This is a genomic window from Actinocorallia libanotica (assembly GCF_039525175.1).
In the GTDB taxonomy this organism is placed as follows: domain Bacteria; phylum Actinomycetota; class Actinomycetes; order Streptosporangiales; family Streptosporangiaceae; genus Actinocorallia; species Actinocorallia libanotica.
Genome location: NZ_BAAAHH010000010.1, coordinates 113,919 through 134,940, shown reverse-complemented (window position 1 = coordinate 134,940; position 21,022 = coordinate 113,919). Strand labels below are relative to the sequence as shown.

Sequence of the window (21,022 nt, the reverse complement as noted above, 5' to 3'; positions counted from 1 at the left end):
CGCCCGCATGACGACGTTCCCCGCCGCCCTCCTGCTCGCCGCCGGCGTGCTGCCCGCCGCTCCCGCCCTGGCGGAACCCGCCCCCGCACCGGTGTCCCGGAGCTTCGGGCAGCCGGGGGAATGGACGGCCGCGCGGATGCGCCGGGCCGAGGCCAACGCGCGCGACCTGCCCCTGCGGCAGGCGAAGCCCCGGCCCGGCAAGGTCTCTCCGGTCGCCAAGGCCGTGGTCGCCCAGGGCCACCGCAAGGCGCCGCTCAAGCAGATCGGCCGCCTCTACATGACCGACGCGCAGGGGCAGGTGTCCAGCTGCACCGGCACGGTCGTCAACACCGCCTATCCCGAGAAGGGCGAGGGCAACGGCAGCGTCCTGCTCACCGCCGCGCACTGCCTGGAGAGCCCGGAGGACGGCTGGTACGCCGAGTCCGTGGTGTTCGCGCCGGACCTGGACCGGGAGACCGCCCCCCACGGGCTGTGGAACGGGTACCGGGCGCTGATGTGGTCGCCGTGGACCAGCCGCGCCGACCACGCGTACGACTACGCCTTCCTCGCGGTGGCCCGGCAGGACTCGGGCACCCTCCAGAAGCGGACGAAGGGGCAGAGCCTGCGCTTCGACGCGAAGAAGAAGCGGATGTGGCTGCGGGCGTACGGGTACGCCGCCCAGTACTCCCCGCACGAGAAGGACTACCCCGAGGGCGGCAGCGTCCTGCGCATGTGCAAGGGCCGGACCGGCTCCGTCGTGTACGACGTGGGCAGGTTCCACACGCTGAAGTGCAACCTGTCCCACGGGGCGAGCGGCGGACCGCTCGTCACCGACGTGAAGAAATCCGGGTACGGGCGGATCGTGGGGGTGGTGAGCTTCGGCCTCAAGGGCGGGACCAGGCTCCACAGCCCGGTCTTCGACAAGCGGACCAAGGAGCTCTTCTTCAAGATCCGCAAGGTGCGGACGCCGCTCCAGGAGGCGCCGCCCGCCCAGGACCTCGTGCGCGTGCGGTGAGGACTACAGCACCCGGAAGGTGAGCCCCGCCCGCTGAAGGCGGTCGATCAGCGCCTGCCCCATGGCCTGCGCCGTGGTGACCTGTCCGGAGGTCTCCGGCAGGTCGTCGTGCAGCAGGCACAGCGCGGACTCCGCGAGCATCTTGGCGGTCTCGGTGTAGCCGGGGTCGCCTCCGGCCACCTCGGTGTTGACCGACCGGCCGCCGCCCTCGCCGTGGAAGCGCACCCGGAACCAGTTGCGCGCGCGCTGCTCCGCCGAAGGTCCGTCGCCCGGCTTCTGCCGCAGCATCTCGCGCAGCCCGCCGTCTCCGCCGAGGCTCCCGTTCCGGGTGAGCGCGAGGAAATGCCCGTAGGTGAAGTCCGGCCCGTACCGCTCCAGCGCCCGTGCGCTGCGGACGACCACCTGCGGGTCGAGGGTGGGCAGCGGGACGGCGAATCCGCCGCGCAGCCGGGTGTGCGGCAGGGGGTTGCGGGCGATCCGGGCGCGGCGGCCTTCGGGCATCGGCTCCATGCGCGAACGCGCCCGCGCGGCGCGCAGCCCGGTGAGGGGGTCGAAGATGACGCCCTTGGCCGAGGCGATGGTGCCGCCCGAGGCGCTGCCGCTGGCGCTGACGAATCCCTCGACGCGCAGCGGCACGCCCTCGGGCAGCTGCTGGACGGTGAAGAACGCGCCCAGGTCGTGCGGGATGGAGTCGAAGCCGCACGCGTGCACCAGGCGCGCGCCCGACTCCACGGCGCGGTGGTGGTGGCGCACGTACATGAGGTCGACGAACGCCGGTTCGCCGGTGAGGTCGATGTAGTCGGTGCCGTTCTCGGCGCACGCCTCGACCAGCGGTTCGCCGTACTTCAGGTAGGGCCCGACGGTGGAGATGACGAGCCGGGCGCTCAGGGCCAGCTCCTCCAGGGACGCGGGGTCCTCGGAGTCGGCGTGCAGCAGCGGGACGTCCACGCCGAGCCGCTCGCGCACCGCCTCCAGCTTGGCGCGGTCGCGCCCGGCCAGCGCCCACCGGGTCTTCCCCGCGTGCCCGGCGAGGTACTCCGCGGTCAGTCCTCCGGTGAAACCGGTAGCCCCGTAGAGGACCACGTCGTACTCCCGCTCACGCTCCATGCGACGTTCCTTCCCCATTTCCCCCACATCTATTGACACAATATCTATCAACTACCGCTCAAGTAGCCCGAAGCGCCCTTCTCCTTAACGGACGGGCAGGATCAGCGGCCTGCCGCCGCGAGGATGCGGCAGCACCTCGATCGGGTGCTCGTAGACCTCCGACAACAACGCCGCGGTCAGCACCTCCTCCGGCTCCCCGCACGCCGCCAGCCGCCCGCCCGCCAGCACCGCCACCCGGTCGGCGTGCGCGGCGGCCAGCGCCAGGTCGTGCACCACCGCGACGACGGCCCTGCCCTCGGCGGCCCTGGCGCGCGCCACGGTGAAGACCAGCTCCTGGTGCCGGATGTCCAGTGCCGCCGTCGGCTCGTCCAGCAGGATCACCGGGGTCCGCTGGGCCAGCACCCGCGCCAGCGCCACCCGCGCCTGCTCGCCCCCCGACAGCGACGGGTAGGGCCGTTCGGCGAACGCCGTCACGTCGGTGTCGCGCATCGCCTGCGCCACCGCCTCGTCGTCCTCGTCCTCCAGCGGGGTGCCCGCCCAGGGCGCCCTGCCCATGCGCACCACCTCCGCCACCGTGAAGGAGAACGCCAGCGCGTGGCTCTGGGTGAGGAACGCCCGGCGCATCGCCAGCTCCACCGGGCGCCACGACACCGCGGGCCGCCCGTCGAGGACGATCTCGCCCCCGGCCTCCAGGTCCCCGCACACCGCGGCCAGCAGGGTGGACTTGCCCGCGCCGTTCGGACCGACCAGCGCCAGCACCTCCCCCGGCCGCACGTCCAGGTCCACGCCCTCCAGCACGGCGCGCCCGCCGCGCCGGACGTTCACCCCCCGCATCCGCAGGTCGACCCCGGAACCGGGCAGCAGCACCGGGTTCCTGCGCAGCGGGTTCATCCCCAGCCCCCCGACTCGGCACGCGTACGGCGCAGCAGCCAGAAGAAGAACGGCCCGCCGACGACGGAGGTGAGGACGCCCAAGGGAAGCTCCTGGTAGTCGAGTGCGGTGCGGGCGACGAGGTCGGCCGCGACCAGCAGGGCGGCGCCGCCCAGCGCGCTGGCCGGCAGCAGCACCCGGTGCCCCGGTCCGGCGACCATCCGGACGAGGTGCGGCACGACCAGGCCGACGAAGGCGATGATGCCGCTGAAGGCGACCGCGGCGGAGGTGAGCAGCGCGATGAGCACGATGCCGTGGAACCGCAGCCGCTCGACGTCGACGCCCAGGTGCCGGGCGCTGCGCTCGCCCAGCGCCAGCAGGTCCAGCTTCCGGGCGTACGCGCACGCGATCGCGCAGCCGGCGACCGCCGGCGGGGCGACGACCGCGACCGACTCCCAGGTCGCGCCCGCCAGGCTGCCCAGCTGCCAGGAGGTGATGGCGCGCAGCGCGTCGTTGCTCGACATGAACAGCAGCAGGCCCAGCAGCGCGGTCGAGACGGCGTTGACGGCGATGCCGGTCAGCAGCAGCGTCACCACCTCGGTCCGTCCGTTGGAACGTGACATCACGTACACCAGCAGCGTGGTGAGCAGGCCGCAGACGAACGCCAGCGCGACGACCGTCCAGCCGCCCAGCCCGGTCAGGCCCAGCACGATGACGGCGGCCGCGCCCACGGCCGCGCCCGAGGAGACGCCGATGACGCCGGGCTCGGCCAGCGGGTTGCCGAAGACGCCCTGCATGAGGGCGCCGGCGCAGCCCAGCGCCGCTCCGGTGGCGGCGGCCAGCACCACGCGGGGGAAGCGCACCACCCACAGGGTGTTCTCGCCCTGCGCCGCCTCCGGCAGCGGTCCGGCGTCGATCCCGAGCCGGTGCAGCAGCGAGCCGACGACCTGCGCGGGCGGGATGTCGACCTGCCCGCTGCCCGCCGCCAGCAGGCACAGCAGGACCAGCGCTCCGGTCAGGCCCGCCAGGAGTGCCGTGCCCCTCATGACGCGCAGGTCCGGTACACCGCGCCGGCCAGCGCCTCGATGGTCGATCCGGTGCGCGCGCCGAAGGTCAGCAGCGAACCGTCCCCGGCGTCCACGACGCGCCGGTTCTGCCCGGCCGGGGTCTGGGCGACGCCCGGCAGCCTCAGCAGTCCGTCGACGCCGCCGACCGACTCCAGGCCCGAGCTCAGCACGAGGATGACGTCGGGCGCGGCGTTGATGAGCCCCTCGCTGGTCAGCGGGCGGAACCCCTTCAGTCCCAGGGCGCTGCCCGCGTCCTCGGCGCCGATCGCCTCGATCATCGCGTCCGAGCCCGCGCCGCGGCCGCCCATGAGGTAGACGCCCGCCGTGCCCCGGAGGTAGAGGAACGCGATCCGCAGCGGGGCGGCGGCGGTGCCCTTCGGGCGAGCGGCGTCGATCTGCGCGGCGACCCTCTCGTTGAGCTTCCGCCCCGCCTCGGGCACGCCCAGCGCCTCGGCGACGGCGGTGATGTGGTCGTCGATCCGCTCCAGCGTCTGCTCGGCGTCGACCATGACCACGGGCACGCCCGACTGCCGGAGCTGGGTCAGCACCTCGGCCGGTCCGATGCTGGAGTCGGCGAGCACGACGGTGGGGTCGAGGCCGAGGATCGCCTCGGCCGACAGGTCGTGCCCCTGGGTGGTCACCAGCGGCTTGGCCGCGGCGGCGGGGAAGGTGGTGGAGGCGTCCCGGCCGACCACGCGGTCGCCCAGGCCGAGGCTGAAGACGATCTCGGCGAGCGAGCCGTAGAGGTTGAGCGCGAGGATGCGGCTGGTGTCCTCGACGGTGACGCTCGTCCCGTCCGCCGACCGCACGGTGGCCGGCAGAACGGGATCGGCGTCGGGTGCGACCGGCTCGACGTCCTCGGCCGTGCTCGTCGCGGAGGAGGGGCCGCAGTGGGCGTAGGGGTCGTTCCCCGCCGTCCGCGGCTCCGCCGCCCGCCCCCCGCAGCCTCCGGCCAGGAGCGCGGCGGCGACCAGTGCCGCGCTCCACCGGATGAGCGTCATGCCGCCGCCTTGCGCCTGCGGGCGAGCAGGAGTCCTCCCGCGCCCAGCACGACGACCGCCGCCGCGACCGATCCGCCGATCACCAGGGGCCCGTCGCCCGAGCCGCCGAACTCCACGGGCACGCGCACGTCCTGGGAGCGGTCCGAGCCGCGGGTGTGGTCGGCGCGGGTGACGACCGAGCACTCGACCTCGGCGCAGTCGAAGTCGCCGATCTTGCGCGTGGCGGCCAGCTTCACCTCGAACGTGCCGCCCTCGCCGTAGGCGATGGCCAGCTCCCGCCCGTACGGGGGCGGGTTGGAGGAGACCCACTGCGAGCCGCCGCCCGTTCCCGAGGTGTCGGCTCCGCCGCCGCAGGGGGTGGCCGGCCGGCCGGGCCCGGGGTCGCGGCACAGCGCGACGTAGACGCCCTTGGTCTCGTCGAAGCCCGAGCCGGTGACGGTGATGGTGTCGCCGTCGCTCAGGCTTGCGCTGGAGACGGTCAGGGTCTGGCCCTGGGCGCCCTTGGCACTGGCGCCCTCGGCGTACGCGGTGCCGGTCGCCGCGACGCCGGCCAGGAGGGCGGGCAGGAGCAGGAGCGGTGCGCGCCTCATGCGGCGGCGCTCCAGTCCACCGCGCCGAGCTCGTCGAAGATGGCGGTGTTGAGCCGGTAGGCGAGCTTCACCTCGCCGATGATGCGCCGCTGCTCCTCGGCGTCGAAGGGCGCCTCGTCGATGAGCACGCGGTAGGCGTCCTTGAAGGGCTTGGCCTTCAGGTCCGCGAAGCGGTAGAAGCTGGTGCCCTTGCCGTCCTTCAGGTCGTAGGCCCGCTCCACCATGCGGCCGATGATCTGGCCGCCGGACAGGTCGCCCATGTAGCGCACGTAGTGGTGGGCGAGGAAACCGCCGGACCAGGTGAAGGCGACCTCGCGGATGCGCGCGGCGTACACCTGCGCGGCGGGCGACTCCTCGACCCGCTCGGCCCATCCGGCTCCCAGGAGCTCGGCGAGATCGGCCTCCAGCGCGGGCTTGCGCACGAGCTCGGCGAAGACGAACCGGCCGGCGACCGGATGGTCCCGCATCGCCTCGGCCGCCTCCTCCAGCGCGGCGTAGACCGGGTGCAGGCGGGCGGTCAGCGCGGCGTACGCCGAGAGGGGGAGGTTCCCGTCCATGAGGTCGCTCATGTAGCCGTTGGTCTCCGCGTCGGCATGGTCCTGGACGCTCGCCTGCCGGAGCACGGTGGAGAAGGTCTCCCCTGAGGGACGGGTCATTCGGACACTACTCCTTTGTCGCAGTTTGGACTGTTTGACCAGTTGATCCACATTGGGGAGTACCTTAGCTTAGGCTCACCTAAGAAAAAATAGGTTAGCCTTACCTAACTGATCGGACCCGCATGAAATCCACGCGCAGTCAGGCGGCGGCCCTCGTGCTCGGCTCGGCCCTCGGCCTGACGGTCGCCACCGCCACCCCCGCCGCGGCGGCCTCCGTCCGCGTCACCCCCGCCGGCAGCCTGACCGCCGCGGGAGCGACCGTCACCGTCAGCGGCTCGGGCTTCGACGCCGCGGGCAACAACGGCTTCGGCATCTATGTGGTCTTCGGACCGAAGAAGGCGAACTTCTCCCAGGACGCGAACGCCTTCGGCGCGGCGCGCTGGGTCCACGTGAAGGGCGGGGGCGCCGGTCCCGGCCAGGCGGCCCTGGCCAAGGACGGCTCCTTCAGCACCACCCTGTCGGTGAAGGCGCGCTACACCGACGGCAACGGCGACGCCGTCGACTGCCTGAAGACCCCGTGCTACATCCTCACCTTCGCCGCGCACGGCTCGCCCGACCGCAGCCAGGACACCTCCACCCCGCTGACCTTCAAGGGGGTCCCCGCCGCGGACGACGGAGACGGCGGGGCCAAGCCCTCCAAGGCGGCCGCCGCCCCGTCCGCCAGCGCCTCCCCGAGCCCGGCGAAGACGGCCCGGACCACGGCGGGCAGCGCGCCGACGGACGGCACCCCCGTGGACGGCGCCGGCGCTCCCGCGCTCGCGGCGGCCGAAGAGGTGGAGGCGAGGACCATCTCCTCCTCCGACGCCGCACCCGCCTGGCCGTTCTGGACCGCCGTCGGCGCCGTCTTCGTCCTCGGCTTCGCCGCTCGCGCGTTCACCCGCCGCCGGCCCGCCCGGCGATGAGGCGGGGTCAGTGCCCGCGCGGTGCCACCCCGAGCGCCGCGCAGGCCTCCTGATACATGCGCACCACCTCGTGCCGCACCTGGACGCGGTCCTTCAGCGGCTCGCTCCAGGGCACGCGGACCTCGCGCCGCGCGCCGTCGGCGAGCACCGCCTCGAAGACGATCGCCTCGGCGTCCAGGCCGGTGTTCACCGCGCTGACGGCCTCGACGCCGCCCAGCGCGCGGCAGATGAGCACGTTGTCCTCGGCGTGGTCGCCGTTCATGTGCGCGGCGATGGCGGCGACGGCCTCAGGACCGAAGGGGAGGTCAGACATAACGGGGCCTTTCTGGCGTATACGGCACGAACCCGCTACGGTACCGCACGAGGGTTAGGTAAGGCTTACCTAACTCACGCACGATCGAAGGAGCACCATGCGCAACCGCGCACTCCCCGTCCTGGTGGGCACGGGCCTGGCCGTCTTCGGCCTGTCCTCCCCCGCGCTGGCCGCCGGTCCGGAACTCACCGTCAGCCCCGCGACCGGTGCGGCCCCCGCCGGGCAGACCCTGACCGTCAACGGCTCCGGCTTCACCGCCAACGCCCTGGGCGTCTACGTGGCCTTCGGGCCCAAGTCCGCCGACTACCACACCAACGCCGGCAACTACCAGAAGACCAAGTGGGTGCGCACGGGCGCCACCCCGTCCGCCGGACAGGACACCCTCAAGGCCGACGGCACGTTCTCCACCACGCTGGACATCTCGGCCTCCTACACCGACGGCAACGGCAACGCCGTCGACTGCCTGAAGACCCAGTGCTACGTCCTCACCTTCGCCGCGCACGGCTCCACCGACCGCAGCCAGGACACCTTCGTCCCGGTGAAGTTCACCGGGCAGGGCACCACCGACCCGGTCGACCCCACCGACCCGACGGACCCGACGGACCCGACCGAGCCCGGTGAGCCCGGCGAGCCCGGGAACGGCGGCTCCACCGCCGAGCAGACCATCACCGCCGAGGTCGGCCAGGGCGGCTCCCTCTCCCTGTCGGTCGCCGGCACGAACGTCAAGCTCGGCTCGGCGTCCCGGGGCGGCAACGCCACGGGCGACCTCAACACCGTCACGGTCACCGACACCCGCGGCACCGACGCCGGCTGGAGCCTGGTCGGCCAGGTCGGGGACTTCTCCTCGGCCGAGGGCCGCACCATCCCCGGCGCCAACCTGTCCTGGGCGCCCAGCGCCGCCACCGCGGGCGACGGCTCCCAGGGCCGGGCCGTCCCCGGCCCGGCGGTCACCGGACTCGACCAGGCGCGCACCCTCGGCTCGGCCGAGGGCGGGCTCAGCGGCGGGGTCTTCGACCTCGGCGCCGCCCTGGACCTGAAGGTCCCGGCGGGCGCCGCCGACGGCACCTACACCGGCACCCTGACCCTGACCCTCTCCTAAGCAGGACCGGGCACGGGATGAGGCCGATGACGACGCCCTCATCCCGTGTCCCCCCATTCTCCCCGGAGCACGTCCCATGTTGACCCCCTGGATCCTGGCCGCGAGCCTGGCGCTGGCCCCCGCCTCCGACTTCAGCTGGTCGGTCCAGCCGTCCGGTCCCCAGGGCCCCACCGGCCGCGACTACTTCACCTACACCGCGACGCCCGGCCGGCAGGTCCGCGACACCGTCGGCATCACCAACCGCAGCGACCGCAAGCTCACCTTCCGGCTGTACGCCACCGACGCCTTCAACACCGGAGACGGCTCCTTCGCCCTGCTCACCGCCGACAGGCAGCCCGTGGACGTCGGGACCTGGATCTCCCTGGAGAAGTCCACGCTGACGGTCAAGCCCGGCAAGCGGGTGGACGTGCCCTTCACTCTGAAGGTCCCGGCCAACGCCACGCCCGGCGACCACAGCGGCGGCGTCCTGGCCGCGGTCACCGAACAGGAGACGACCTCCGACGGCCGGCGCCTCAACGTCGACCGCCGTGTCGCCGCCCGTGTCCATCTGCGGGTCGCCGGCCCCCTCACCTCCTCCCTCCAGGTCGACCGCATCTCGGCCGACCACTCCGGGCCCGTGCTGGGCAAGCGCACCGTCAAGGTCACCTACCGGGTGCGCAACAACGGCAACGTGCGGCTGGCGGGAGACGCGCGCGTCTACGTCCACGGCCCCCTGGACTGGCCGCAGGGCTCCCCCGCCGAGCGGGAGATCCCCGAGCTGCTGCCCGGGTCCTCCTACACGTTCACCGACACCGTCTCCGGAGTGCTGCCCGCCGGCCCCATGCAGGCGGCGGTACGGCTCACCCCCACCGACCCGGGCGGGGTGTCGCCGTCCGGCCCCGCGCTGAGCACCCGCACCTCCGGCCTGTGGATGGTGCCCTGGACCGGGCTCGGCGTCCTCGCCCTCTTCCTCCTGCTGCTGGCGCGCCGCCGCAGGCCCGCCCGCCGCTAGTACCGGCCCGACGCATCCGGAAGCGACCGACTGAGATGGTGAAAGCGTGAAGACCCTCCTGCTGGCCCTGGCGCTGGCCCCCGCGCAGGCCCCGGGAGCGACGGTCGAGCTCGACCGCGACGAGGTGCGGATCGGGCAGACGGTGGCCGTGCGCCTCTCCGGCTGGCCGAGCGGGAACGTGGCGGTCGAACTGTGCGGCAACGAGGGGCGGCGCGGCAGCGCCGACTGCGCGGTCGCCTCCTCCGCCACCACCCACGTGGGCGCGCAGGGCACCGGGAACGTCCTGCTGACCGTGGTGAGACCGCCCGTGGGCTGCCCCTGCGTGGTGTCGGTGCGCCCGGTCGGCGGCGGCACCCCCCGGACCGCCCCCCTCACCGTCAGGGGCGCGGGCACCCTCACCCGGGCCGAACGCGACAAGGCCGCGCCCCAGGCGCCCTCGCTGGCCGTGACCCGGATCGCGCTGGAGGGCGGCGGCCTCACCGCGGCCTGGCTGGGCGGGGCGGCCGAGCGCACGCTCGTCTACACCGTGCGCAACGACGGCGAGGTCGCGGTGACCGACGCCCCGGTGACGCTCATGGCCGGCCGCTCCCCCGACCCGACCGGCATCCTGACCGCCCCCGCCCTGGGCACCCTGGCCCCCGGCGAGGAGCGCACCTACCGGGTGCCGGTCCGCTTCGGCCCCCCGGCCCTGGGCGACTACCAGGTGACCGGGCACATCGAGGGACTGGCCGGGGAGGTGTCCTTCACCGCCGAGACCTCCTCCTACCCCTGGACGTGGCCCGCGCTCGGCCTGCTGTTCGTCGGCGCCCGCACCGTCCGCGACCTGCGCCGCCGACCCGAGGAGCCGGCTCCCGTCCGCGCCGTCGGCGGCGTGAGCCTCACCTGCCCGCACTGCTCCGGCGAGGTCCTGCTGCGGGTCGACGGGGCTCCCGTGAAGGACGGGGCGCCCGTGAAGGAGGAGGCGCCGGTCTCCGATGGGCGGACGCCGGACGACGAGTCCACGACCGCTGCCACGACAGCCCTGCGGACCTACCCGGACTGAGGCGGCGCCGGACCGGGCGGCACGCGGACCGCCCTCAGGCGGGGCCGTCCGCGCGCAGGCGGCGGGCCAGCTCCGCCTCGCCCGCCGCGCGCATCGCCTCCACCGGCACGTCGGTGCGGCCGGTCATCAGCTCCACCTGGCGGACCGCCTGGTGCAGCAGCATCGCGTAGCCGCTGAGGACCCTGCCGCCGCGCGCCAGGACGGCGCGGGCCAGCGGGGTGGGCCACGGCGAGTAGACCACGTCGAAGACCGGCACGTCCGCCTCGGCCACCGGGCCGGTGAAGGGCAGCGCGCCCTCGCCGGGGAGGGTGGAGACCACCAGGCCGGTGTCCAGCAGGCCGGGCAGCTCCGCCAGGGGGACGGTCTTCACCGCGAGGCCGAAGCGCTCGCCCACCTCGGCCGTCTCGGCCGCCCGGGCGGGGGTGCGGACGGCCAGGACCGCCCGGCGCGCGCCGAGCCGCGCCGCCGCGGCGAGCATGGACGCCGCCGTGGCGCCGCCGCCCAGGACGACGAGCTCGTCCAGCTCGCGCACCCCGCCCTCGGCCAGGGCCGCCACGATGCCGTGCACGTCGGTGTTGTCGGCGATCCAGCGGCCGTCGCGCGGCACGAGGGTGTTGGCGCCGCCGACCTTCACCGCCAGGTCGCTGCACTCGTCCGCCAGCCTCAGCGCGGTGCGCTTCAGCGGCATCGTCAGGGACAGCCCGGCCCACGGCCCGGCCAGGAAGCCGGCCAGGCCGTCCTCGGCGCACTCGTGCGCCTCGTACTCCCACTCCGCCAGCCCCAGTGCCGCGTAGGCGGCACGGTGCAGGACCGGTGAGAGCGAGTGCCGGATGGGCGAGCCGAGCACGGCGGCACGGCGGGTCAGTCGCGATTCTTCTCGAGCCACTTGTCGAATTTCTTCTTCAGCCGGGCGAAGTCTTCCTCGGTCACCCCGAACTCGGTGATGTGGTTCTCCGGGTCGGTGGCGACGAAGAACATCCACTTGCCGGGCTGGGGATTGATCGCCGCCCTGATCGCCTCGAGACCGGGATTGCTGATCGGGCCCGGCGGCAGGCCGAGGTGCTCGTACACATTGTAGGGGGAGTCGATGTCCAGGTGCCCGTACCGCACGTCGATGGTCCGCTCGCCGTGCGCGTACATGACCGGGGTGTCGAACTTCAGGTACGTGTCGGCCTTGAGGCGGTTGTAGACGACCCGGGCGATCTTGCGCTGGTCCTCGGGCTTGCCGGCCTCGGCCTGGACCATGCTGGCGATCACCATGATCTCGCTGACCGTCCGGCCCTGCTTCTCGGCCCCGTCGGCGAGCTCGACCTTCTTGATCTCCTGGCGGAACCTGTCGACCATCATCTTCAGCAGCTGCTGGGCCGTGGCGTCCGGCGGCAGGTCGTACCGGCCGGGGAACAGGTAGCCCTCGACCTTCCCCTTGGCCGCCGCGGGCAGACCGAGCTCGTCGGGGTCGACCTTCTTGAACGACGAGACCGGGATCTTCGTGACCTTCGACAGCCGCTGGTAGATCTCCGAGGCCCACAGGCCCTCGGGCACGTCGATCACCCCGGAGCGCGCCTCGGGGCTGAGGATGAGCGCCACCGCCGCCTCCGCCGACATGTGCCGGCGCATCAGGTAGAAGCCGGGCTGGATCGACTGGACCTCCGGCTCGTCCTTGGCCGCGTTGACGAACGCCTTGGCGGACTTGACGACCTGGGCCCGCTCCAGGGTGGCGGCGATGGCGGAGGTGGACTCACCCGACTTCACCTCGACCGTGACCTTGCCGCCGCCTTCCCCCGTGTAGTCCGGCGGCCGCATGTACGCCTTCAGCTCGGTGTAGCCGAAGTAGCCGCCGCCGCCGACCACGACGAGGAGGAAGAGCAGCGAGGCCATCGCGGCCGCGCCGCTCCCCCTGCGCTTGCGTTCGCGCTTCTTCTGCTTCTCGCGCCGCCTGCGGCGGCCGCCGTCCGAGCGGACCACCGGATTGTCGTCCCGGGTCCGGTCCGCGTCCCAGAAGTCGGTGTCGCTCAATCTTTCCCCTTGACCGGCGCGCCCGGCGGGTTGCCGGTGAGCCGCTCGGAATCCAGCGCGGCCTGCAGCAGCACCGCAGCGGCGGCCTGGTCGATGACGCCGCGCTGGTTCTTGGCCTTGGTGCCTCCGGCCCGCAGGCCGCTGGCCGCGGTCACGGTCGTGAGACGTTCGTCATAGAGACGTACCGTACCCAAGGGGAGTTTCACTGCCAATCGCCGGGCGAAGGCGCGGGCCGACGCGGCGGCCTGCCCCTCCCGCCCGGACAGGTTCGTCGGCAGCCCGACGATGATCTCCAGCACCTCGTGCTCGGCGGCCAGGGCGAGGATCCTCGCCACAGCGCCCCGGCCGGCGCGCACGGTCTCCAAGGGGGTCGCCAGGATGCCGGCCGGGTCGCTGCGGGCCACGCCTATCCGCACACTGCCCACATCGACGGCCAGCCGTACACCCTGCCTCACTCCGAGCCCACCGCGTGTTCCACCACGTGCAGCGCCTCGGCGATCTTGGCGGGGTCGGCGCCGCCGCCCTGGGCCAGGTCGTCCTTGCCGCCACCGCCGCCGCCCAGCACCTTGGCCGCCAGCGAGACCAGCTTCCCGGCCTTGCGGCCCCGCTCGCGGGCGCGCTCGTCGACCGCGACGACCACGACCGGACGGTCCTTGGGCACACCGGTGATCATGACGACGGAGGGCCGGTCCTGGATCCGGGAGCGCACGTCGATCGCGAGCTTGCGCAGGTCGTCGGCGCCGGTGCCGTCGGGGGCGCGGTGCCCCACGAACGCGATGCCGCCGACGTCCTTGGCGCCCTGGGCCAGGCCCGCGGAGGCGGCCAGCACCTGCTCGGCGCGCAGGCGCTCCAGGTCCTTCTCGGCCTCGCGCAGCCTGGTCACCAGGCCCAGGACGCGCTCGGGCAGCTCCTCGCGGCGCGCCTTGACCTGGTCGGCGAGCTGGGAGACCAGCACGCTCTCGCGGGCCAGGAAGCGGAAGGCGTCCAGGCCCACCAGCGCCTCGACGCGGCGCACCCCGGCGCCGATGGAGGACTCGCTCATCAGCTTGATCAGGCCGAGCTGGCCCGAGCTGCCCACGTGGGTGCCGCCGCACAGCTCGCGGGAGTAGTCGCCGACCTCCACGACCCGCACCTCGTCGCCGTACTTCTCGCCGAACAGCGCCATCGCGCCCATCGCCACCGCCTCGGTCTGGCTGGTGGTGAACGCCCTGACCTCCAGGTCGTTGATGAGCACCTCGTTGACCTCGTCCTCGACGTCGCGCAGCACCGAGACCGGGACCGCGCCGGAGGCGGTGAAGTCGAAGCGGAAGCGGCCCGGGGAGTTCTCCGAGCCCGCCTGCGCCGCCGACTCGCCCAGCGCCGCGCGGAAGCCCTTGTGGACCATGTGCGTGGCGGTGTGCGAGCGGGAGATGGCCTGGCGGCGGGTCACGTCGATCTCGGCCAGCACGGTGTCGCCGGAGCGGGCCACGCCCGAGCGCACCCTCCCGCGGTGCACGATGAGGCCGGTCAGCGGCGACTGCACGTCGGTGACCTCGACCTCGGCGCCGCCCAGGAAGCGGATCACCCCGTGGTCGGCGAGCTGGCCGCCGCCCTCGGCGTAGAAGGGCGTGCGGTCCAGCACGACCTCGACGTCGGTGCCCTCGGGCGCCTCCACGACGTTGGCGCCGTTGACCAGGATGCCCACGGCCCGCGCCTCGGCGGTGAAGTCCCGGTAGCCCAGGAAGTCCACGGTCCCGCCGGTGCGCTCCAGCAGGTCGCCCAGCACCGAGACGTCGGCGTTGCCGGTCTTCTTCTCCTGGGCGTCGCGCTTGGCCCGCTCGCGCTGCTCGGTCATGAGGCGGCGGAAGCCCTCCTCGTCGACGGACAGGCCCTGCTCGGCCGCCATCTCCAGGGTGAGCTCGATCGGGAAGCCGTAGGTGTCGTGCAGCTTGAAGGCGTCGGCGCCGCCCACGACCTCGCGGCCCGAGGCGCGGGACTCCTTCACCGCGACGTCGAAGATGTTCTCACCGGTGCGCAGGGTGCGGGAGAAGCTCTCCTCCTCCGCGTCGATCACGGTGTGGATGTTGGCGGCGGTGCGGATGAGCTCGGGGTACTGCTCGCCCATCGCGCCGATCGCGGTGGCGGTCAGCTCGTGCAGCATCCCGCGCTCCTGGCCGCCCAGCAGCCGCAGCTTGCGCACGGCCCGGCGCAGGATGCGGCGCAGGACGTAGCCGCGGCCCTCGTTGGAGGGGATGATGCCGTCGGCGACCAGCATCATGCCCGAGCGCACGTGGTCGGCCACCACGCGCAGCGACACGTCGTCGGTCTCGTTCGCGCCGTAGCGCGTCTCGGTCAGCTGCGCCGCCCGGTCGAGGACCTTCCACATCGTGTCGGTCTCGTAGATGTTGTCGACGCCCTGCAGCAGCGCGGCCATGCGCTCCAGGCCCATGCCGGTGTCGATGTTCTTCGCCGGCAGGTCGCCCGCGATGTCGAAGTCGACCTTGCTGCGCACCTGGCTCAGCTGGTACTGCATGAAGACCAGGTTCCAGACCTCGAGGTAGCGGTCCTCGTCGGCCTCGGGACCGCCCTCGCGCCCGTGCTCGGGGCCGCGGTCGTAGTAGATCTCCGAGCAGGGGCCGCCCGGTCCGGGCACGCCCATGTGCCAGAAGTTGTCGGCCAGGCCGCGGCGCTGGATGCGGTCCATCGGGACGCCGACGTTCTTGTGCCAGATCTCGGCGGACTCGTCGTCGTCGTGCAGGACGGTGACCCAGAGCCTCTCCTCGGGGAAGCCGAAGCCGCCGTCGGACTGCGACCGGGTGAGGAGCTCCCAGGCGAAGGGGATCGCCTGCTCCTTGAAGTAGTCGCCGATGGAGAAGTTGCCCAGCATCTGGAAGAAGGTGGCGTGCCGGGTGGTCCGGCCGACCTCCTCGATGTCCGGGGTCCGCACGCACTTCTGGCAGCTGGTCATGCGCGGCGCCGGCGGGGTGCGCTGGGCCAGGAAGTAGGGCTTGAACGGAACCATGCCGGCGGGCACCAGCAGCAGCGTCGGGTCCTCGGCGATGAGGCTCGCCGAGGGCACGATGGTGTGCCCGTTCTGCTCGAAGTACCGCAGGTATCGGCGGGCGATCTCAGCCGACTCCATGTGTTCCGTCCTTGATGTCGTCGTGGTCGTCGTTGTGGTCGATGGCGCGCAGCTCGCGGGTCTCCACGGGCCGTGCCTGCAGGATCCGGATCGGCCTGTCCCGGCGGGGGTCCACCGGGGGCTCCTGGTCCAGCCGGATGGCCTCGTGCAGCTCGGCCTCGCGCTCGGCCATGTGCTCGCGCACCTCCTCGGCGAAGGCGCGCAGCCGCTCGCCGGTGGTGCTCCCGGTCTTCACCGCGTTCTCCACGGCGCGGACCGCGAGGTTCTCCGGGGTGAGGCTGCGGGCGAAGCGCATCGCCCTGCGCTGGGCGTACAGGGCGGTGCCCGCGCCCACCGTGAGCCAGAAGATCCGCTTCACCGGCGGCCTCCCTTGCGCTGGGCCGGCAGCCGGAGCCGCGCCGGAGCCTCGGGCGCCGCCGGGCGGCTGAGCGCCTTGCGCACTCCGTAGGAGAACGCCGCGGCCTTCACCAGCGGCCCGCTGACCACCGAGGTCATCACGGTGGTGACCGCCGAGACGTTCTGGGTGACGCCCGCCATCTGCTTGGTGATCACGTCGGTGCGGTCGAGCTGCTCGCCGGCCTGGTCCACCGTGCGGGCGAGGTCGTCCAGCAGCGGGGCGGCCCGGTCCCCGAGCTCGGCGACGAGCTCGGTCGTCTCCTTCAGCAGCCGGGACAGCCGCAGCAGCACCAGCGTCAGGAAGGCCACCAGGATCGCCCAGAAGACGGCGATGATGAGACCTGCGAGCTGTCCACCAGTGAGCATCCGGGTCTTCCAATCAGGATTCGTCGAGCCCCCGCGCGGGGCGAGCCGGGTCGAAGCCCGTATTCCACGGACCTTATCGCGTGCGGGCTGCTCAGAAGGCGACCCGGCTTCCGGGCGCCGAACCGTCTCCAGCCTAACGGCCTCGGAGAACCGTTCTAATACGCTCCAGCACCTCGGTCCACCGGGTTTCCGCTCCGTGCCTGGTGGGGCGGTAGTAGCGCCGGTCGACCAGCTCGTCGGGGGCGTACTGCTGGGCGACGACCCCGCCGGGGTGGTCGTGGGCGTAGAGGTAGCCCTTGCCGTGGCCGAGCTTCTCGGCGCCCCGGTAGTGGGCGTCCCGCAGGTGGCCGGGCACCTGGCCCACCGCGCCCCGCCGCACGTCCGCCATCGCCTCGTCGATCGCGGTGATCACCGCGTTGGACTTGGGCGCCAGCGCCAGGTGGATCACCGCCTGGGCCAGGTTGATCCGCGCCTCGGGCAGCCCGACGTGCTCGACGGCCTTGGCCGCGGCCACCGCCGTCTGCAGGGCCGTGGGATCGGCCATGCCGACGTCCTCGCTGGCGTGGACGATCAGCCGCCGGGCGATGAACCTGGGGTCCTCCCCCGCCACGATCATCCGGGCCAGGTAGTGCAGGGCGGCGTCCACGTCGCTGCCCCTGATGCTCTTGATGAAGGCGCTGACCACGTCGTAGTGCTGGTCGCCGTCGCGGTCGTAGCGCACGGCGGCCCGGTCGACCGCCTTCTCCAGCACGTCCACGGTGATCTCGCCGTCGCCCGCGACCAGGGCCGCGGCCTCCAGGTAGGTCAGGGAGCGCCGTCCGTCCCCTCCGGCGAGCCTGACGAGGTGGTCCTCGGCGTCGGCGGTCAGGACCGCCCGGATGCCCCGTTCGTCCGCCAGGGCGCGTCTGAGGACCGTACGCACCTGTTCGTCGCCCAGGGGCTGGAGGGTCAGCAGCAGCGAGCGGGACAGCAGGGGGCTGTTGACCGAGAAGAACGGGTTCTCGGTGGTGGCGCCGATGAACGAGACCCAGCGGTTCTCCACCGCCGGCAGCAGGGCGTCCTGCTGCGCCTTGTTGAAGCGGTGGACCTCGTCGACGAACAGCAGGGTGTGGCGGCCGGACATGCCGAGCTCCCGCTTGGCGCGGTCGATGGCCTCGCGGACCTGCTTCACCCCGTCGGAGACCGCGGAGATCTCCACGAACCGGCGCCGGGAGGCCTGGCTGATCACCGTGGCCAGGGTGGTCTTGCCGGTGCCGGGCGGGCCCCACAGCACCAGCGACATCGGCGCGTCCCGCTCCACGAGCTGCCTGATCGGCGTGCCGGGGCCGGTCAGGTGCTCCTGCCCGACCACCTCCTCCAGGGTCCGGGGGCGCATCCGCACGGCCAGAGGCTCGTTCGCCTTCTGCGCGTCCTCCGCGGGCACGTCGAACAAGCTGTCCATAAGGTGACACTATCCGGCAGTCCGGACGACCGCAGCGAAGCGAGGATCGTCCGAGTTCTCCCCGGGGAGCCCGGGGGGTCGCCCCCGGACGAACGCGGTCCAGAGGCAGTCCAGAAGAGGCGTAGTGGTTGACAGAGCGGCCGGGACGGGAGTGACGTTGTCCTTCATGACGCGGGAGCCCAGCGGATACGACCGCGCCCTCGACCTGTTCGAGGGCGTCGTCGTCGGCGTACCCCCCGACGCCTGGGACCTGCCCTCCCCCTGCGCGGCCTGGAGCGCGCGGGACCTGCTCGGGCACGTGATCGGCGGCCAGCTGGAGATCATCGCGCTGATCGGGCGCGCCGAGCCCCCGGACGCCGTGGACGACCCCGGGCGGCTGGCCGGCGGCGACCCGGTGGCCTCCTGGCGGCGGGCCAGGGCCGCCTGCGCCGCCGCCCTCACCCCCGAGGCGCTGGCCACGCCCATCCCCTTCGGCGGGTTCGGCGAGCTGCCGCTGCGCGACCTGCTGGACACCTACGTGCTGGAGCTGCTGGTCCACGCCTGGGACCTGGCCCGCGCCGCCGGGCTGGCGGTGCGGCTCGACGCCGACCTGGTCCACCGCGCCTCGGCCACCGCCCAGGTGATCGGCACCACCATGCGCAAGGAGGGCCTGATCGGCCCGGCGCTGCGGCCGCCGCGCGGCGCGGGCGAGCTCACCCGGCTGCTGGCCTTCCTCGGCCGCGACGAGGACGCCTTCCCCGAGGCGCCGGGAAAGCAGTGACCCGCACGGCCCTGGGGCCGTGCGGGTCCGCCGTCTCGGGCACCGGCGTCAGCCGGTGAACTCCGCGAGGGTGCGCTCGGCCTCCTCCAGCCAGGCGCGGCGGGCGGTCAGCGCCTCCTGCGCCTCCTTGGCACCCTTGGCGTTGTTCGCCGACTCGGCCTTGGCCAGCTTCTTCTCCAGCTGCTCGATGGAGGAGCGCAGCTGGCTCACCGTGGCCTCGGCGCGCGCCCTGGCCTCGGGGTTGCTGCGCCGCCACTCGGCCTCCTCGGCCTGGCGGACGGCCTCCTCGACCTTGCGCAGCCGGCCCTCCAGCCGGTCGCGGTCGGCGCGCGGGACCATGCCCGCGGCCTCCCAGCGCTCCTGGATCGAGCGCAGCGCCTGCCGGGTCTGGCGGATGTTGCCCACCGGGACCAGCCTCTCGGCCTCCTCCAGCAGCTTCTCCTTGACCTCGGCGTTGCCGGCGAACTCCGCGTCCCGCTCGTCGAAAGCGGCCTTGCGGGCGTTGAAGAAGACGTCCTGGGCGCCCTTGAAGCGGCCCCACAGCTCGTCCTCGACCTCCCGCGAGGCCCGCCCGGCGTTCTTCCAGCGGCGCATCAGCTCGCGGTAGGCCGCGGCGGTGTCGTTCCACTGGGTGGAGCCGGAGATCGCCTCGGCCTCGGCGACCAGGCGCTCCTTCTCGGCCTGGGCGACGGCCCGCTGGTCCTCCAGGGAGGAGAAGTAGGCCTTGCGGCGCTTGGTGAAGGCGTTGCGCGCGGCCGACAGGCGCTTCCACAGCACCGTCTCGGTGGCGCGGTCGATGCGCTCGGCCGCCTTCCACTCCTCGACCAGCTGGCGCAGCCGCTCGCCGCCGTTCTTCCAGTGCGTCTCCTCGACGGCCAGGCGCTCGGCCTCGGCGACGATGCGCTCCTTGACCTCCTTGGCGGCGCTGCGGGCGTGGTCGCGCTGGACCTTCAGCTCCTCGCGCTTCTTGCCCGCCATCTCGCCCAGGGCGTCCAGCCGGCGCAGCAGCGAGTCGAGGTCGCCGACCGCGTTGGCGTCCACGACCGACTCGCGCAGCCGCTCGATGCTGCTGGCCGCCTGGGCGGGAGCCAGGTCGGTGGTCCTGATGCGCTGCTCGAGCAGCCCGATCTCGGTGGCGAGCGAGTCGTACTTGCGCTTGAAGTAGGCAAGGGCCTCCTCAGCGGCGCCCGCCTGCCAGGAACCCACGACCCTCTCGCCGTCCGCGGTCTTCACGTAGACCGTGCCTTCTTCGTCGACACGGCCCCACGGATCTGTGGCGCTGGACACCCTTGCCTCCTGCGTCATGGCCCGAACTGCCGGATGTGTTTTTCGGGCTTATCAAACACTAGCGCCCCGAGTCACCCGTTCTTGGCGATCGAGATGCTGTCGATGTCAACCTTCTTCTTGGGCGCGCCGTCGTTCGGCGGCTCGGAGCCCGCCTTGGCGACCGCCTCGACCTTGTCCAGGCCCGAGGAGACCGTACCGAAGATGCTGTAGTCGGCCGGCAGGTCGTCCCAGTCCTTGTACACGATGAAGAACTGGCTCCCGTTGGTGCCGGGGCCGGCGTTCGCCATCGCCAGAACGCCCTTCTTGTACTGGGCGCCCTCGGTGTTCTCGTTGGCGAACTCATACCCCGGACCGCCGGAGCCCTTCGCCGTGGGGTCGCCGCACTGCAGGACGTTGTCGGTCAGGCGGTGGCACTCGGTCCCGTCGAAGTACTTCTCCTTGGCCAGGTGGGCGAAGGAGTTGACGGTGCAGGGCGCCTTCTTGCCGTCCAGGGTGAAGGTCAGCTCGCCGGCCGAGGTCTTGACCGTGGCCTTCACGTCCTTGTCGTAGGCGGGCTTGGCGGGGGGCATGCCGACGTCCTTGACGGCCTTCTCGCCGCTGGCGGGCTCGGTGTAGAGGCACTCGCCGGGCTTGGCGGTCGGCGCCGCCACCGTCGGGTCGTCCTCGGGCCCGTCCTCGCCGCCCTTGGTGATGGCGTATGCCGCGCCCGCGACGCCCAGGACCACCACCGCCGTGGCGACGGCCGCGCCGATCACGCTGCGCCGCTTGGCCGCGGCCTCCTCGGCTGCGCGGTGCGCCTGCTGGCGCTCGTAGCGCTGGCGCGCGAGTTCCTTCTTGCGGTCCTTGCCGGCCACTGCGGCTGCCTCCCCTGCTCTCCCTTGCCGTACGCTGATGATGATCAGTGCAGGGCATCGTAGCGGTCCCCGATCCCGCGCGTCTCCCCCCGTGACACGGCGGAACGCGTTCGCGGAGGGGCCTGGCCCCCCGGTAGGCTCGGGATCAC

22 protein-coding genes are annotated in these 21,022 nt (G+C 72.9%); 6 read left to right on the top strand and 16 right to left on the bottom strand.

All coding sequences use genetic code 11. The annotated features are described in order from the left end of the window. Positions 1–7: 7 nt before the first annotated feature. Complete coding sequence (locus ABD140_RS15045; RefSeq protein WP_344241097.1) at positions 8–994, top strand: trypsin-like serine peptidase; 987 nt, start codon at positions 8–10, stop codon at positions 992–994. 3 nt (positions 995–997) lie between these two features. Here the strand turns inward: ABD140_RS15045 and ABD140_RS15040 are convergent, their stop codons facing one another. From ABD140_RS15040 to ABD140_RS15015, 6 genes are all read right to left on the bottom strand, one after another. After that, on the bottom strand, positions 998–2,101 hold the full coding sequence (locus ABD140_RS15040; protein ID WP_344241095.1) for a saccharopine dehydrogenase family protein: 1,104 nt from the start codon (positions 2,099–2,101) through the stop codon (positions 998–1,000). 84 nt (positions 2,102–2,185) lie between these two features. Then, positions 2,186–2,992 (bottom strand): heme ABC transporter ATP-binding protein, encoded by an 807-nt coding sequence (locus ABD140_RS15035; RefSeq protein WP_344241093.1) that lies wholly within the window; start codon positions 2,990–2,992, stop codon positions 2,186–2,188. Further along, the gene (locus ABD140_RS15030) at positions 2,989–4,017 is read right to left on the bottom strand and encodes a FecCD family ABC transporter permease (protein WP_344241091.1); all 1,029 of its coding nucleotides are present in this window, start codon (positions 4,015–4,017) and stop codon (positions 2,989–2,991) included. The genes ABD140_RS15035 and ABD140_RS15030 overlap by 4 nt, the downstream gene beginning before the upstream one ends. Beyond that, positions 4,014–5,039: a heme/hemin ABC transporter substrate-binding protein gene (locus ABD140_RS15025; protein WP_344241089.1), complete on the bottom strand. Its 1,026-nt coding sequence runs from the start codon at positions 5,037–5,039 to the stop codon at positions 4,014–4,016. Before ABD140_RS15025 ends, ABD140_RS15030 begins: the two co-directional genes overlap by 4 nt. Beyond that, positions 5,036–5,629 carry a hypothetical protein gene (locus ABD140_RS15020; RefSeq protein ID WP_344241087.1) on the bottom strand — a complete coding sequence of 198 codons (594 nt, stop codon included), beginning with the start codon at positions 5,627–5,629 and terminating at the stop codon, positions 5,036–5,038. The genes ABD140_RS15025 and ABD140_RS15020 overlap by 4 nt, the downstream gene beginning before the upstream one ends. Then, entirely contained in the window at positions 5,626–6,285 is a 660-nt protein-coding gene (locus ABD140_RS15015; RefSeq protein ID WP_344241085.1) for a biliverdin-producing heme oxygenase, read from the bottom strand. The genes ABD140_RS15020 and ABD140_RS15015 overlap by 4 nt, the downstream gene beginning before the upstream one ends. A 122-nt stretch (positions 6,286–6,407) precedes the next feature. Here ABD140_RS15015 and ABD140_RS15010 point away from each other — a divergent pair, with 122 nt between their 5' ends. Beyond that, positions 6,408–7,187, top strand: coding sequence for a hypothetical protein (locus ABD140_RS15010; protein ID WP_344241083.1), 780 nt, complete (start codon positions 6,408–6,410; stop codon positions 7,185–7,187). A 7-nt stretch (positions 7,188–7,194) separates the two neighbouring features. Here ABD140_RS15010 and ABD140_RS15005 read toward each other — a convergent pair whose 3' ends face one another. Beyond that, entirely contained in the window at positions 7,195–7,500 is a 306-nt protein-coding gene (locus ABD140_RS15005) for a DUF2470 domain-containing protein (protein WP_344241081.1), read from the bottom strand. A gap of 97 nt (positions 7,501–7,597) precedes the next feature. Here ABD140_RS15005 and ABD140_RS15000 point away from each other — a divergent pair, with 97 nt between their 5' ends. The 3 genes from ABD140_RS15000 to ABD140_RS14990 all read left to right on the top strand — a co-directional run bounded on the left by ABD140_RS15000 (position 7,598) and on the right by ABD140_RS14990 (position 10,632). Next, positions 7,598–8,599 carry a WxL domain-containing protein gene (locus ABD140_RS15000; protein WP_344241079.1) on the top strand — a complete coding sequence of 334 codons (1,002 nt, stop codon included), beginning with the start codon at positions 7,598–7,600 and terminating at the stop codon, positions 8,597–8,599. Between the two features lie 76 nt (positions 8,600–8,675). Further along, a complete protein-coding gene (locus ABD140_RS14995) occupies positions 8,676–9,590 on the top strand; it encodes a WxL protein peptidoglycan domain-containing protein (RefSeq protein WP_344241077.1) in 915 nt (304 codons plus the stop codon). Between the two features lie 46 nt (positions 9,591–9,636). Continuing rightward, entirely contained in the window at positions 9,637–10,632 is a 996-nt protein-coding gene (locus ABD140_RS14990) for a hypothetical protein (RefSeq protein WP_344241075.1), read from the top strand. A gap of 34 nt (positions 10,633–10,666) precedes the next feature. Here the strand turns inward: ABD140_RS14990 and ABD140_RS14985 are convergent, their stop codons facing one another. The 7 genes from ABD140_RS14985 to ABD140_RS14955 form a co-directional block, all read right to left on the bottom strand. Next, positions 10,667–11,518: a shikimate dehydrogenase gene (locus ABD140_RS14985; RefSeq protein WP_344241073.1), complete on the bottom strand. Its 852-nt coding sequence runs from the start codon at positions 11,516–11,518 to the stop codon at positions 10,667–10,669. Then, entirely contained in the window at positions 11,494–12,648 is a 1,155-nt protein-coding gene (gene mltG / locus ABD140_RS14980) for an endolytic transglycosylase MltG (RefSeq protein ID WP_344241071.1), read from the bottom strand. Before mltG ends, ABD140_RS14985 begins: the two co-directional genes overlap by 25 nt. Next, entirely contained in the window at positions 12,645–13,103 is a 459-nt protein-coding gene (gene ruvX, locus ABD140_RS14975; protein WP_344241069.1) for a Holliday junction resolvase RuvX, read from the bottom strand. The genes mltG and ruvX overlap by 4 nt, the downstream gene beginning before the upstream one ends. After that, positions 13,100–15,769: an alanine--tRNA ligase gene (gene alaS / locus ABD140_RS14970; RefSeq protein ID WP_344241067.1), complete on the bottom strand. Its 2,670-nt coding sequence runs from the start codon at positions 15,767–15,769 to the stop codon at positions 13,100–13,102. The genes ruvX and alaS overlap by 4 nt, the downstream gene beginning before the upstream one ends. Beyond that, positions 15,756–16,127 carry a DUF6167 family protein gene (locus ABD140_RS14965; RefSeq protein ID WP_344241065.1) on the bottom strand — a complete coding sequence of 124 codons (372 nt, stop codon included), beginning with the start codon at positions 16,125–16,127 and terminating at the stop codon, positions 15,756–15,758. The genes alaS and ABD140_RS14965 overlap by 14 nt, the downstream gene beginning before the upstream one ends. Next, the gene (locus ABD140_RS14960; protein WP_344241063.1) at positions 16,124–16,531 is read right to left on the bottom strand and encodes a DUF948 domain-containing protein; all 408 of its coding nucleotides are present in this window, start codon (positions 16,529–16,531) and stop codon (positions 16,124–16,126) included. Before ABD140_RS14960 ends, ABD140_RS14965 begins: the two co-directional genes overlap by 4 nt. A gap of 133 nt (positions 16,532–16,664) precedes the next feature. Further along, positions 16,665–17,972: a replication-associated recombination protein A gene (locus ABD140_RS14955; protein ID WP_344241061.1), complete on the bottom strand. Its 1,308-nt coding sequence runs from the start codon at positions 17,970–17,972 to the stop codon at positions 16,665–16,667. A 166-nt stretch (positions 17,973–18,138) separates the two neighbouring features. Here ABD140_RS14955 and ABD140_RS14950 point away from each other — a divergent pair, with 166 nt between their 5' ends. Then, on the top strand, positions 18,139–18,732 hold the full coding sequence (locus ABD140_RS14950; RefSeq protein ID WP_344241059.1) for a TIGR03086 family metal-binding protein: 594 nt from the start codon (positions 18,139–18,141) through the stop codon (positions 18,730–18,732). A 48-nt stretch (positions 18,733–18,780) separates the two neighbouring features. On the opposite strand, the gene ABD140_RS14945 is transcribed toward ABD140_RS14950, so the two are convergent. Both ABD140_RS14945 and ABD140_RS14940 read right to left on the bottom strand, forming a co-directional pair. Continuing rightward, entirely contained in the window at positions 18,781–20,037 is a 1,257-nt protein-coding gene (locus tag ABD140_RS14945; protein WP_344241057.1) for a DUF349 domain-containing protein, read from the bottom strand. Positions 20,038–20,090: 53 nt separating this feature from the next. Beyond that, positions 20,091–20,873, bottom strand: a complete 783-nt coding sequence (locus tag ABD140_RS14940) for a peptidylprolyl isomerase (RefSeq protein WP_344241055.1) — start codon at positions 20,871–20,873, stop codon at positions 20,091–20,093. Between the last annotated feature and the right edge of the window lie 149 nt (positions 20,874–21,022).